This window comes from Kribbella sp. NPDC002412 (assembly GCF_053592935.1).
Genome location: NZ_JBSFBL010000030.1, coordinates 71,606 through 84,392, shown reverse-complemented (window position 1 = coordinate 84,392; position 12,787 = coordinate 71,606). Strand labels below are relative to the sequence as shown.

Genomic DNA, 12,787 nt, shown 5'->3' with positions numbered 1-12,787 from the left:
CGGCTGGGGTTTCCCTGAAGTGTCCCCGATCAACGGCGTGGTGTGGTCCAGGGCACGGTACAGGTGGGTTCCGGTGGAAGCCGAACCCCTGTCGTGGGATCGTCTGTGCTGGTGACGCCGTGGACCCCTCCCATGGTGGTGCCAACGCCACTACCGCAGTAGTGCAAACACCATCGGATCTGGTCCGTGGCGACGTTAGTTTTCTGGCTGACGAGAGCCGTCGGGGGCAGCAGTTCAGAGAGGGCGCGTGGAGTCATGGTTGCGACATACCTGAAGAAATGGGTCGGCAGCCGGATCTTGAACAGGACCACCCGCAAGGGTGGTCTTGACTTGTCGAAGATGCGGATGTTTCCGAGCTCGGTCTCGATGCCACTGCGCCGCCACGGCGTGGACCCGGTACCCGCTCTGGGCCAGGTGCGCGAGACCGAGCCGGTGCACAAGCTGGCCCACCTTTTCGGGCTCAACGTCTGGGTGGTGAGCGGGCACGCCGAGGCGAAGGCGGTGCTGGCCGACACCACGAACTTCAGCAACGACATCCGGCCGCTGGTCGGGTCCGACCCGAACAAGCCGTCCGAGGGCATCGGCGGCCTCGGGTTCACCGACCCGCCGGACCACACCCGGCTGCGCAAGCTGCTGACGCCGGAGTTCACCAAGCGCCGGCTGGCCCGGCTGGAGCCGGCGATCGAGAAGATCGTCAACGACCAGCTCGACCTGATGGAGGCCAAGGGCCCGGTCGTCGACATCGTGCGGGACTTCGCCTTCAACGTGCCGTTCCTGCTGATCGCCGACCTGCTCGGCGTCGAGGAGTCCGACCGCGACCGGTTCCGCGCGCTCGGGCCGGCCAGGTTCGACCTGTCCGGCGGCGGGATCGGGGTGTTCGGGTCGGCGAGCGAGTCGCGGGACTTCCTGTTCGAGATCGTCCGCAAGCAGCGGGCCGAACCCGGCGACGGGCTGATCGGGTCGATCATCCGGGAGCAGGGTGACGACATCGACGACATCGAGCTCGGCGGGCTCGCCGACGGGGTGTTCCTCGGCGGGTACGAGACGTCGGCGAGCATGCTCGCGCTCGGCACCCTGGTGCTGCTCCGCGACCCGTCGAACTTCGAGCGGATCCGGAACGAGCCGGGCGCGGTCGACGTGATCGTCGAGGAGCTGCTGCGGTACCTGACGGTCGTGCAGGTCGCGTTCCCGCGGTTCGCGCGGCACGACCAGGAGCTGTTCGGGCAGCAGGTGAAGAAGGGGGATCTGGTCGCGGTCTCGCTGTCCGGCGCGGATCGGGACAAGCAGGTGTTCGGGTCGGACGCCGAGGACTTCTATCCGCGCCGTCCGGTCTCCTCGGCGCACCTCGCCTTCGGTCATGGGATGCACCGGTGCGTCGGGGCGGAACTGGCCCGGATGGAGCTCCGGGCCGCGTTCACCGCGCTCGCCCACCGCTTCCCGGACCTGTCGCTGGCCGTGCCCGAGGAGCAACTGCGCTTCCGGGACTTCTCCATCGTGTACGGCGTCGAGGCCCTCCCCGTCCAACTCCACGCCAACACCACGGAACAGGTCGCCGGGTAGCTCCCACGCGGTGTTTTTCCCACGCGACTTGCGGGCTACCGTCCGCAGCATGCGCGCCGCCGCGCGCCGTCGACTGCAGCTGGTCGCCGGACGGAAGGCTGCGCTGGTCAGGGGGCGGGGTGGTTGCGTTGGGTTCTGAGAGATTCGAATTTGGTGGCTAGGGACGGTGCGTGGGTTCGGAGGCGGGAGAGGTCGCCTTGGGATTCGAAGAGTTGGGTCAGGAGGACGGCTCGGCCTTGGTCCAGGAGTTCTACGGCGCGGGCGTGGTCGGCTGCGTGGAGGGCGCAGGCGGCTGCGTCGGCGCCTAGGGAGCTCAGTTGGCGTAGGCCGTGTTCCTGGTCGGAGCGGTCCAGGAAGCGTGGCGCGACGTACGGGAGTTGTTCCAGCGCGGTCGTGTAGCCGTCGAGCGCCTCGGCCCAGTCCTGGGACCCGGCGGCGAGCGATCCCCAGGCAGCGGCGGCCTTTGTTCGGAGGAACGGCGTTGCCGACGACGACCTCGCCGTCGACTGGTAGGCAGCCAGGGCCTTGCCGAAGTCTGCTGGATCGGCCGTCCGCCGGAATCGCTGCAACCAGCATCCGCCGAGGTTGAACCCGGCGGCCGTCCGGAACCGCGGCCCGGCTGTCGGCGCCGCGATCGCCTCCTGGTGCGCGACGATCGCGGCATCGAGGTCGGCCAGTACGCCGTCGCGCTCGTAGCGCCGCAGCAGGGCGCCGCCCAGGTTGGACTGGAACATCGGCAGCCGATTGTTGTCCGGCCGCGACTCCTTCACCGCCCGCTGGAGGACCGACACCATCTCGTCGAGGACCGCGGGCTCACGGGTTCGCTCGTACTGCGTGGCGAGGGCCAAACCGAGGTTGCTGAGGTGACCGGGGTTCACGCCGTCGTGCTCGGCTCCTACCTGCACCGACTGGCGCAGGTCAGCGAGCGCGGACTCCAGCTCACCCGGGTCACGAGTGCGAACATGACGCGCCCACCGCGCGTTGCCCAACTGGTTCAGCACCGCCGCACGCAGGTCAGGAGCCGTTGCCTGCTCGTTCGCGGACTGCAGGAGGTCAATGGCGTCGTCCAGGCTTGCCAGGTGCTCGGTCTGTTCGTAGCGGAGCCGCAGCGCGAACCCGACTGCGTTCTGGGCCCGCGCGAGCTCGTCCGGGTCGGTGAGAGCGTCGACAGCCTGCAGACCCGCCGCGATCGACCGGTCCAGATCGGCCTCGTCGCCGACAGCCTCGAACCTGAGTCGCAACGCCACGCAGAGGTCGGTGAGAGAGGTCGGTTCGACCGCCATCCCGAGCTCGCACGACTCGATCATCCGGTCGAGCTCGGCATCGTCGGTGGTCCGGATATAGCGCTCCAGCCGGCAGCGGCCGTCGAAGGCGTGCAGCCTGGCGAGATCGGTGTGCAGGTTCGCGTTCTCCGGGTGCGACTCCTGGAGCTGCGCCAGGCAGTCGCGGACGAGCTCGATCGCCTCGCCGGTTCTCGCGATCGCGTCGTCGTCGACCGGACCGTGCACCAACGCCGCGGCCAGTGAGCGGACCACGGCCGGATAGGTCGGCTCGGTCGTCGACATGGCGCGCTGCGCGCTGCGGCCCGCCGCGACCGCCTCGGTGAGCGTCGCGGGATCGTCACTCAGCTTGTGCAGCTTCAGCAGCGCCACGACGACAATCGCCTGGCGCATCGGGTACTCCGGATCGGACGGCGCGGAGAGCTCGACGACCCGTCGGGCGATGGTCACCGCTTCCGCGGCGAGCTCCGGGCTGTCGGCCGCGACCCGGAGGATGTCCGCGAGGGCCATCAGCCGGCGGACGTGGTCCGGATCCGCGGGATCGGTGGCGTCGGCTGCTTGTCGCAGTACGGCGACAGCCTCGGTGATCGCGGCGTGGTCGCCAGTGAGCAGGTGGCGGGCGCGCAGCGCCGTACCGAGCACCTGGAGCGTTCTGCTCTCGCCATCCGTGGCGGCCGCGCGCCGGGCGAGGTCGATGGCCCGGTTTGCGGCTTCGGCATCGTTGCTGGTCGTGGCTCGGTGTACGAGGGAGAGTGCGAGGCTGCGTTGCGGCCAGGCGTTCGCCGGGTCGAACGACAGCGCCCACTCCGCTGTCGCCACCGCGTCGTCGAGCATCTCGAGTCTGGCGGTGCGTTCGTAGGCCAGCTGGACCAGGTCGGCGAGGAAGGCGCCGTACGACGACTTGTTCGTGGTCGCGAGCTCAGCCGAGCACCGTTGGACCTGGATGGCGTACAACAGGAAGTCGAGCACGTTGCTCGCCTCGTAGGCGCTGAGGAGCTGGCTGGCATGCTCGTAGAGCGCCGGCGCAGCCCCGGCGAGCTGTCCGCCCTGGGCGTTCTCAGTGGCGACCGTGAACTGCTCGACCGCAGTGGCGAGATCGGCCGGGTCGCCCAGATGGCGGTAGCGGGTCCAGCAGAAGCTGCCGACGTTGAAGCGGAACGTGACTGCGGCCGATGCTCCTGCGGGCACCATGTTCACCGCGCTGGCCATCAGGTCGATGGCCCTGTCCAGGTGCACGAGCTCGCCGGTCTGCTGGTAGTGCTCGAACAGCGCCAGGGCCTCGTCGGACGCCGCTGTGGTGCTCGCCTTGGCCTGGACGACCTCTCGCACCTGATCCGGTACGGCGTTCGGCTGAGCGAACACGACCGGCTCCAGCAGGCCGACCGCGGTCCGGAACGTGTCCTGGTCGGTCGACCCCGAGGCGAGGAACCGGCACCAGAACAGCATCCCGGCGGCGTGCCGGCCTTCCAGGTCCTCTGCGAAGCCCGGCGTCTCGAACAGGCGGGCCACTTCGGCATCGGCGGCCGGGCCGAACACCGACCGGGCGCGTGGATCCTGCTTCCAGTGCTCGACCCGGCTATACAGCGACTCGATCAGTTCGCGGGACATGAGTCCACCGCCTCGATGGACGTGACCCTGCTCAGCTCGATGGTGATCTCGCCGGCCTGGGCCTGGAGCGTCATCCGGCCGGCGTCGATCCTGAGCACCGAGCCGCACACGGTCTGGCTGTCGGTGGTGATCTCCACCTTGGGTCGGCTCCGGGCCGGGCCGTACCAGGTGCTCGCGACGGCAGCCACCAGCAGCGCCGCGCAGGTCAGGCTCAGCCCGATTCCGCGGCGCAGAGCGCGCGCCGAGGCCTGGGCCTCGCGGTGCTCTGCGATGGGGCCGGGCGCGAGCTCGGCGACTGGGACGACGGCGGGGCGGCCGTTCGAGGCTCGGAGGAGGTACAGCGCGGCGGCTGCGCCGGCGGTGAGGGCAAGCAGCAGGAGTACGCCGACGATCGCGGCGGCGGCTGGAGTCAGTTCGGTGATGTCGGAACGGCCTTTGATCAGGCTGAACCCGATCAGCGCGATCAGGAGCCCTGCCAGGCCGTTGCGCCACTGGGTGGCGGCCGCGCGGACTCTCGGGAGCTCGGTACGGCGCATGAGGTCGACCTGCTGGGCTCGCCGCAGATCGGCAGGCGTGGCCGGTCGCCCCGGCGCCGGGCGGCCGGGCGTCGGTTGGTCTGGTGCCGGGTGGCCTGGTGGTGGGCTGCTCACGAGGTGGCCGGGAGGTTGAAGATCCAGTACGCGCCGCAGCCGACGCGTCCGTCCGGACGTCCTGGGTGCGCCTCCGAGCAGGTGCAGATGATCGGCACCGGCTGGTGGTCGCCCTCGGCGCGCTCGTTGGTCGACAGGGTCCTCCGGAACACACCGTCGACCAACGGCACCTCGATCGCCGCCTGACACCGTGGGCACAACCCGCCGAGCAGGGACATGCCGACGTCGAAGGTCTCGATCACGAACGTCGCGGCCGCCTGCTCGGCGTACCCGGGTTCGCTCACCTCGCGATACGGCACCGGTCCGCCGGGGCGAACGTCGTTCATCGTCAGGTTCTCCTTGGTCGTCACGGTCCGAGGTGGACGAAGGGAGTCCACACGCTCGGACTCGCGGGGTGCTGGTCGCGCAGCCGCCGTACGACGCGATGCAGTGCGGCCGCCGTACCTGCGGTGGACTGTCCGTCGGCGCAGAGCTCGGTGTAGATGCTCTCGGCCACGTCGGCCGCGGTCGGGTCGTACACGGACCAGAGGGTTGCGACGACCTGGCGGTAGCCGGCGTAGTGGAGCGCCGCGGCCAGGGTGATCACCTCGTCGGCGAGGTCGAGTCCACCAGTCGCGGTCTTGCAAGCGGATAGGAACGCGAACTCGCCCTGGTACGTGCGGCTGCTGATGCTCTGGACTGTCAGGGTGCCGTCGTGCAGCAGGAGTCCGCCGTTCGACGGGTCGGTCAGGTCCTGAGTGCCGTGACAGCTGAAGTGGGCCCAGTGATGCCGGCCGAGCTCCTCGCGGACTCGGGTTGTCGTGGCTTCCGCGCCGTACAGGACCGTGCTGCGGTCGCCCGGGAACAGTCTGGCCAGCAGATCGGCCTCGCGGTCGACGTTGGGGAGCGGGGTCTGGCCGGGTGCGTTGGGCACGGCGACGACGAGGATTTCCGGGCTCGGCGACGGCGCGGGCCTGTTGGTTGCCTCTAGCAACGCTCGGAGGGTTGGTGTGTACGACGGGATGACGCGGTCGAGCACCGACTGTCGATCGCCGTGCCGGCCCGCCGCGTGCAGGGGAAGTGCCGTGAGTAGACCGGTCGGGCACCACCACAGCCGCGGCCATGCGCCGTCCGGTGGGGTCTCGGTGAAGCCGAGGCGGGTCAGCACGGGGTCAGCGATCGCCGTCCACAACCAGTCGAGGACCTCGGTGACGACGCTCTCCATCAGGAGTCGCTCGGCGTGCAGTAGCTGCGCGGCCGCGTGGAACTCCTGGAACGCCGCCGGTGACTGGTCGCCTTCGCGGAAGCGGCGCTGTGCCTCGTACGCATCCTGCTCGGCGGTCTGGAAGCGGTGGACTGCCTCGAGGTAGCGCACGGCCCACTCGGTCGTGCGTTGTTGTGAGGCCTCTGGCAGTTCGAGAGGCGGCAGGACTCCGTCCGGGGTGACGATCAGCGCGTCGGAGCGCCACTGGCTGACGTTCACCATGACGACTGGTCCGCCGGCTGCGGCCCCGCGGAGCGTATCCAGTCGCGGCGGCCGGAGGAAGTCCTCGAACCCGTCAAGCGCGCGGATCTCGGCGAGCACCTCGTTCCACTCCTGCTCGAGCGCCATCCGCTCACCGGCACGCCGAGACTCCGCGGCCGGCCTGTCATGCCTCATCGCTAAGCCCCCAGGAACCCTCGGCGATCGAACGTTCACTCTAGGGCGACAACCGCCCCCACGCCACGCCAACGGACACCACTCCGCGCCCTCCGGGCGCGTGCACGTGCCGTGGTCCCGGGTCGGTGTGGTTGGCGGCCGCGGAAAGGACACCGCTGCGCGGCGGCAGTTCTTTTGGCGCCTTCGGCGGCGTGCGCGTGTCGTAGTCCCGGGCCGGGGTGGTTGGCGCTGTCCGACGTGGAGTTCGCGGATGGACACCGCTACGCGGCGACAGCCTTTCGGCCGCCTGCGGCGGCGTGTGCGTGCCGTAGTCGTGGGGCGTGTGGTTGGCGCCGGTCGACCCGGAGCTTGTGGATAGGACACCGCTGCGCGGCGGCAGTCCATTGGCTGCCTTTGGCGGCGTGGGCGAGATCGCGTCCCGGGTCGGTGTGGTTGGCGCGGCGGACGTGGAAGAGGGGCCAGGTGGCCTTCACTAGTGCGGATCGTGGGTTGCCCAAGGCAGGAGTGTCTGTGGATAACTCGCTCTCCCGGGAGCCCTGCTCCGGTAGTCTTGCGACATGACTGCTCAGCCGATGCACGGGTCGCCGGAGGACCCCAGCGAGATTCTTCGCTTGCTGCCGGCGAAATGGCATGAGCAGTTTCTGGAGGAGTACCACGGCGCCCTCGACGCGGCGCATGAGGTCTGGCGTTTCCAGCAACTGCGAGACGTCTTGCATCTCTGGCGACTTCGGGCCGTCGCGTACTCCGATCCGCACTATGACGAGGCAATGCAGGCAGCTCGGGAGGGGCGGGACGAAGAATTCGTCCCCGCCGAGCAAGTGATCCCCGGCTGGTCAGACAGGCGATGAACTTTCGCGTGGACTTCCACGCTTCCGCACTGGCCCAGCTACAAGGTCTGCCTCCGTCGGCGTTCGATGCGTTGGTTGATCGTGTCAGCAAGTTGGTCAGCGCGCCGTGGGACAGTCAGAGTCTCGACCGAGATGTGCCGGCCTTCCGGCAGTGCACATTTGGTGATTTCGGCCTGCTGTCGTCCTACGTCGACCACGATCGCGAGTTGCTCCGCATCTTCGGCGTCGTCTGGGCTGGCTGATTCGCGTCCCGGTCGAGCGTTCGCTGTGTCCGGGGCGGCTTCGACGACTACATCCCGGCGATGCCACCCGCCTTCGAGCGAAGCGGGCGATAGGACGCGTACTCGCCGGCGGCAGCCGGCAAGCCGCGGCGGGAGCCCGCAGGTCGCGTGCGGCAGCGCGCGAGTTCAGCGGTGGGGGGGAGCGCTGGCGAGCGGGCGACGGATGGGCCTGCGTAGCGGCGCGTGGGGGAATCCCACGCGCTCCGCGTGGGTGACTAATTCGTGGCACTAGGTGGTCGTGGCGGGTTCGGGTCGTGACAGATGTGGGGGTGGGTGGTCACAATGGGCGGTCCGGCCCGAGGTGCGGGTGTGGAGAGGGAAGGCCGCCGGCGGGGTTATGGGTAGTGGCGAGATGGCGACCGGGGGCGCGCTGACTGCCCGGATCGCCGCCGCGATGACGTTGGCCCAGACGGGTGGGCATGCGACTGCGGCTGCCGAGATCGAGGCGGTCCGGGCGGAGCTTGGTGGTGTGCCGAGCTACCAGCTGGCCGCGGCGGAGTACGTGCGCGGGGTCACCGCTCATCACGCGAGTGACGCGGACGAGGCCCTGAAAGCTGTCGACGCGTGTATCGAGGTCGCGAAGGCGATCGACGAGCCGGGCTGGGAAGCGAATGCCCTGCCGATCCGGATCATCAACTTGGCCCGCAGCGGCCGGGGCGGGGACACGGTGAAGGATCTGGTCGCCGCCGAACACGCTCTCAAACGGACCAAGGACGACGGGCTGACCGCCTGGGCGCACACCGGTCTCGGCTACGCGTACGACGTCCTGCGCCTTTACGAACTGTGCATTCCGCATTACGAGCTCGCCACCCAGCTGGACGCGGACGTCTTCGAGCTGGCCGAGTCGCTGGCGATCGACCGCCTGAACCTGGCCGAGACGTATCTACGGTGGGCGCACGAGCTCGAGCGGCTGGGCGATCCGTCGTACGAGCAGGAGATCCAGGAGCGGCGGGCGTCGGCGGCGTACTGGGCGCGGGCGGCGGAGCGGGTGATCGTCGACGACGAGGGCCAGGAGTTCTGGCGGTTGAGTGCCCGGTTGTGGCTGGCGGCGGCTGCCACGGACGACGACCCGGCGCAGGCGGTGGCCGAACTGACGGAGTGCCGGGACGAGATCAGCAAGCTGGGTGAGACCGAGCGGCTGGCGATCGCGGGCACCTACCTGGCCAGGGCTCTCGAGGCCGACGGCAAGCATGAGGATGCGAAGGCGGCGGCGGATCGGGCGGCGGACGACCTTATTCCATTGGCGGATCCGGCGACCCACGTGCTGGTGCTGCAGACCCGGGCGGAGGTCGCGGCGAGCGTGGGTGGGCCGGGATCCGTTGCAGGGTTGGAGTATGCGCGTTCGGTGGCGCGCGGCTGGTGGAAGGAGCGTCAGCGAGCGCTGAACGCCGTACGGCATGCGCTTGCCACGCATGACCTGTCCCAGCGGCACGATGCCGAGTGGCACGCGGCGCGGCACGATCCGCTGACCGGGATCGGCAACCGCCGGGCGTTGGACGAGCGGCTGACCGCCGCCCGCGACTCCGGCCGCGCTGTGACGGTGCTGGCGATCGATGTCGACGACTTGAAGGTTGTCAACGACACTTATGGGCACGCCTGCGGGGACGAATTGCTGCAGGTTGTGGCAAATCTCCTGGTAGAACAGGCGCGAGCGACCGATGCCGTGATTCGATCGGGTGGCGACGAGTTCATCGTGGTGCTGGACCAGCCGGACGCCAAGGGTGGCGCCCAGTTGGCGCTGCGGATCCGTACGGCGGCCGCGGCGATCGCGGCGTCGGCCTCGAAGCCCTGGCTCGGTCGGCTGGGGCTGAGCATCGGGTACGCCGCAACAGCCGAAGGAGTCGCGGTCGATCAGCTGATCGCCACGGCGGACCGTCGGTTGTACGACGACAAGCGCCGCAGGCGGTGAGGCGACAGGGGGTTGTGAGGTGCGCGACACGTCGGGGGTGACCGCGCGGATCGCGACGGCGATGACGCGGGCCCAGTCGGGCAATCCGGCCGAGGCGGCGACCGAGCTGCACCGGTTGCTGGCCGAGCTCGGGTCCGAGCCGAGCCCGGAGCGGGCCGCCGCCGAGTACGTGCGGGCCGTCGCGGCGCACCACGCCACCGACGCGGGCGAGGCGCTGGACGCGGTCGACGCCTGCATCCGGGTGGCCCGCGCGATCGACGAGCCCGGCTGGGAGGCGAACGCGATCGCGATCCGGATCGTCACCCTGATCCGCACCGGCGAGGGCGGTGACTCGGTCGCCGACCTGGTCGCGGCCGAGAACGCGCTGTCCCGGACCCGCGACCTCGGCCTGGCCGGCTGGGCGCACACCGGCCTCGGGTACGCCTACGACCTGCTCCGCCTGTACGAGCTGTGCATCCCGCACTTCGAGCTCGCGGCCGAGGGCGACCACGACCCGCTCGGCCTCGCCGAGGCGCCGGCGATCAACCGGCTCAACCTGGCCGAGTCGAACCTGCGCTGGGCGCACGAGCTGGAGCGGCTGGGCGACACGTCGTACGACGAGGAGATCCGCGAGCGCCGGCGGGACGCGCACCGGTGGGCGGGTGAGGCGGTCAAGGTGATCGTCCGCGACGACCTGCTCGGGTACTGGCCGATCGCCGGGCGGATGTGGCTGGCCGCGAGCAACGACGACGCCGACGCCGCCGAGGCGGTGGCGATTCTCAAGGACTGCCGTGACCAGCTGGCGAAGCTGGGCGACCTCGAGCTGGCCGCGATCGCGGGCACCTACCTGGCCAAGGCGTACGCCGCTCTCGGCCGGCTGGAGGACGCCGCAGAGGCCGCACACCGGGCCGGAAGCGACCTGCCGCCGACATCGGATCCGCCGGTCGAGGCGCTGGTCCGGCACACCGCCGTACAGATCGTGGCGGAGTCAGGCGATGTCGGAGCGGTCGCCGGGCTGCAGTACGCGCGGGCGATCACCAGAGGCTGGTGGGCCGAGCGGTTGCGCGGTCTGTACGCCGTCCGCTCCGCGCTGGCCAACCACGAGCTCTCGATCCGGCATGACGCGGAGTGGCGGGCGGCACGTGAGGATCCGCTGACCGGTGTGGGCAACCGCAGAGCACTCGACGAACGCATGTCGGTCGCGCACGACGCCAGCCGTTCGGTGGCTGTGATCGCCATCGACGTGGACAACCTCAAGGTGATCAACGACAGCTACGGGCATGCTTGCGGTGACGACGTGCTGCGACGGGTCGGGCAACTGCTGACCGAGCAGTGCCGTGCCGAGGACGTGGTGGCGCGAGCCGGTGGGGACGAGTTCGTCGTCGTACTGGACAAGCCGGACGAGCGTGGCGCACGCGAGCTGGTCGAGCGGATCAAGATCGCGGCGGACCGAGTCGCGGCGTCGTCGGAGGAGCCGTGGTTCGGCATGCTGCGGCTCAGCATCGGGCAGGCGAGCAGCACCGACGGTACGGCGGTCAGCGACCTGCTCGCCAAGGCAGACAAGCGCATGTACGCCGACAAGCGCCGACGCCGGACTTAATAGTCCAGGAACCCTTCCACGAGAAGGCGTCTGACCTGCGGAAGGTACTCGCGAAGCACAGCCTCCAGTGGCTGCCCCAGCAAGTCGGCCAGCGCCGCCAGAATCTGGCCCACGCTCAAGTCTCCGTCGCATGCACCGACGAACCCGGCCAGCACAGTGTCTGCCTGCTCCGCCCGGCGCATGCCACGCTGCCGCCGCAGCACGATCGACGCGGGGTCCTCGGCGCCCGGCTGCCCACTCGTCTCCTGGACGACGTCGTCCGCCACCACCAGATGCAGCCCGGTCAGGTCGTCCGGCAACCCCTCCGACCGGTCGAACCGACGCAGTACGTGCGGACCGATCGGCCGCTCGATCTCGTACGGCCACTCCTCGGCCTCGAGGGTCCCAGCCACGTTGTGCAAGGTGATCCAGCCCATCCCGATCGCCTCGACATCCTGGTCGTCCAGCCAGCGCAGCCAAGCGTCGTACCGGGCTGTGTACTCCGGGGACCCGTGCAGGCCAGCGTCCCGCAGCCACAGCTCGACGTACTCGGACGGGTCGAGCTGCTCGCGCTGCACCGCCCACGCGGACCGGTCGCCCGTCCACCCGGCGAGCCGGTCCCGCCAGTCCTCACCGCGGACGCAGGTCCAGTTGGCCAGCAGCTGGCACCAGCCACCCTCGGTCAAGTGGTACGGCGCTTGTCGCACCAGCTGCTCGACGACGGAGTCACCGGCGAACCCGGTCTCCCGGTACGTCAGCCGCCCGTCACCCGGCGAGATCACGTACGGCGGGTTGCTCACGATCAGGTCGAACCGCTCGTCCCGGACGGGCTCGTACAGGCTGCCCGACCGGACGTCGAGGTCGACGCGGTTCAGCGCGGCCGTCCACCGGGCCAGTTGCAGTGCCCGCGGGTTCACGTCGGTGGCGACGACCTGGTTGACCCGATCGGCCAGGTGCAGCGACTGAATCCCGCAGCCGGTGCCGATGTCGAGGGCCCGCTCCGCCTTGATCGGCACGGTCAGGTGGATGAGGCTCAGACTGGCCGGCGCGATCCCGAGCACGTAGTCGGACCGCATCGGCTCCCGCCGCCCATCCAGCCCAGGCGTCAGGTCCGCAACCACCCACCACTCCCGACCGTCCTCGGCGTACGGCCGGATGTCGAGCAGAGCCTTGCCCGCGGTATCAACGATGCCCAACGCAACTAGATCGAGGTTGGGAAACGCCGGTGCGACAAGGGATTCCGGTACGGCGTGCTGCAGCAGGAACAACCGGATCATCGTGTCGAGCGCGTCGCCGGAGCCGGTGCGCCGGCCCGCAAGAGTTGTCTCGTTGCGGGCCAGCGCACTGTTGGCCTGGGGACCGAGCCGTTTGGCCACGCCTTCGACCGTGTACCCGGCGGTCGTGAACGCCTGCCGCAGCGCGTCCACGTCGGCCCCCGTCAGTTCAGTCATGCA

At 69.8% G+C, this 12,787-nt stretch carries 10 protein-coding genes; 5 read left to right on the top strand and 5 right to left on the bottom strand.

All coding sequences use genetic code 11. From position 1 onward, the window contains the following. The first annotated feature begins 339 nt into the window (after positions 1-339). Positions 340-1,560, top strand: coding sequence for a cytochrome P450 (locus ACWCOV_RS23750; protein ID WP_449831486.1), 1,221 nt, complete (start codon positions 340-342; stop codon positions 1,558-1,560). Positions 1,561-1,667: 107 nt separating this feature from the next. Here ACWCOV_RS23750 and ACWCOV_RS23745 read toward each other — a convergent pair whose 3' ends face one another. The 4 genes from ACWCOV_RS23745 to ACWCOV_RS23730 all read right to left on the bottom strand — a co-directional run bounded on the left by ACWCOV_RS23745 (position 1,668) and on the right by ACWCOV_RS23730 (position 6,737). Further along, positions 1,668-4,448 carry a hypothetical protein gene (locus ACWCOV_RS23745; protein ID WP_449831485.1) on the bottom strand — a complete coding sequence of 927 codons (2,781 nt, stop codon included), beginning with the start codon at positions 4,446-4,448 and terminating at the stop codon, positions 1,668-1,670. Continuing rightward, positions 4,433-4,984, bottom strand: coding sequence for a hypothetical protein (locus tag ACWCOV_RS23740; protein WP_449831484.1), 552 nt, complete (start codon positions 4,982-4,984; stop codon positions 4,433-4,435). Before ACWCOV_RS23740 ends, ACWCOV_RS23745 begins: the two co-directional genes overlap by 16 nt. A gap of 110 nt (positions 4,985-5,094) precedes the next feature. Beyond that, entirely contained in the window at positions 5,095-5,424 is a 330-nt protein-coding gene (locus tag ACWCOV_RS23735; RefSeq protein WP_449831483.1) for a hypothetical protein, read from the bottom strand. Positions 5,425-5,444: 20 nt separating this feature from the next. Next, positions 5,445-6,737: a CHAT domain-containing protein gene (locus ACWCOV_RS23730; protein WP_449831482.1), complete on the bottom strand. Its 1,293-nt coding sequence runs from the start codon at positions 6,735-6,737 to the stop codon at positions 5,445-5,447. Between the two features lie 557 nt (positions 6,738-7,294). Between ACWCOV_RS23730 and ACWCOV_RS23725 the strand changes: the two genes are divergently transcribed. The 4 genes from ACWCOV_RS23725 to ACWCOV_RS23710 all read left to right on the top strand — a co-directional run bounded on the left by ACWCOV_RS23725 (position 7,295) and on the right by ACWCOV_RS23710 (position 11,354). Beyond that, positions 7,295-7,585, top strand: coding sequence for a DUF6247 family protein (locus ACWCOV_RS23725; protein WP_449831481.1), 291 nt, complete (start codon positions 7,295-7,297; stop codon positions 7,583-7,585). Next, the gene (locus ACWCOV_RS23720; protein ID WP_449831480.1) at positions 7,582-7,827 is read left to right on the top strand and encodes a hypothetical protein; all 246 of its coding nucleotides are present in this window, start codon (positions 7,582-7,584) and stop codon (positions 7,825-7,827) included. The genes ACWCOV_RS23725 and ACWCOV_RS23720 overlap by 4 nt, the downstream gene beginning before the upstream one ends. Before the next feature lie 391 nt (positions 7,828-8,218). Continuing rightward, complete coding sequence (locus tag ACWCOV_RS23715) at positions 8,219-9,775, top strand: diguanylate cyclase domain-containing protein (protein WP_449831479.1); 1,557 nt, start codon at positions 8,219-8,221, stop codon at positions 9,773-9,775. 19 nt (positions 9,776-9,794) lie between these two features. After that, a complete protein-coding gene (locus tag ACWCOV_RS23710) occupies positions 9,795-11,354 on the top strand; it encodes a diguanylate cyclase (protein ID WP_449831478.1) in 1,560 nt (519 codons plus the stop codon). Here ACWCOV_RS23710 and ACWCOV_RS23705 read toward each other — a convergent pair. Further along, complete coding sequence (locus ACWCOV_RS23705; RefSeq protein WP_449831477.1) at positions 11,351-12,784, bottom strand: DUF7059 domain-containing protein; 1,434 nt, start codon at positions 12,782-12,784, stop codon at positions 11,351-11,353. The two genes, ACWCOV_RS23710 and ACWCOV_RS23705, sit on opposite strands and share 4 nt — an antisense overlap. Positions 12,785-12,787 lie beyond the last annotated feature (3 nt).

Excerpts from the sequence above, each read along its gene's own strand:
- ACWCOV_RS23750 (WP_449831486.1), top strand. The coding sequence starts at position 340 with ATGCGGATGTTTCCGAGCTCGGTCTCGATGCCACTGCGCCGCCACGGC.
- ACWCOV_RS23725 (WP_449831481.1), top strand. The coding sequence starts at position 7,295 with ATGACTGCTCAGCCGATGCACGGGTCGCCGGAGGACCCCAGCGAGATT.
- ACWCOV_RS23715 (WP_449831479.1), top strand. The coding sequence starts at position 8,219 with ATGGCGACCGGGGGCGCGCTGACTGCCCGGATCGCCGCCGCGATGACG.
- ACWCOV_RS23735 (WP_449831483.1), bottom strand. The coding sequence starts at position 5,424 with ATGAACGACGTTCGCCCCGGCGGACCGGTGCCGTATCGCGAGGTGAGC.
- ACWCOV_RS23740 (WP_449831484.1), bottom strand. The coding sequence starts at position 4,984 with ATGCGCCGTACCGAGCTCCCGAGAGTCCGCGCGGCCGCCACCCAGTGG.
- ACWCOV_RS23720 (WP_449831480.1), top strand. The coding sequence starts at position 7,582 with ATGAACTTTCGCGTGGACTTCCACGCTTCCGCACTGGCCCAGCTACAA.
- ACWCOV_RS23730 (WP_449831482.1), bottom strand. The coding sequence starts at position 6,737 with ATGAGGCATGACAGGCCGGCCGCGGAGTCTCGGCGTGCCGGTGAGCGG.
- ACWCOV_RS23705 (WP_449831477.1), bottom strand. The coding sequence starts at position 12,784 with ATGACTGAACTGACGGGGGCCGACGTGGACGCGCTGCGGCAGGCGTTC.
- ACWCOV_RS23745 (WP_449831485.1), bottom strand. The coding sequence starts at position 4,448 with ATGTCCCGCGAACTGATCGAGTCGCTGTATAGCCGGGTCGAGCACTGG.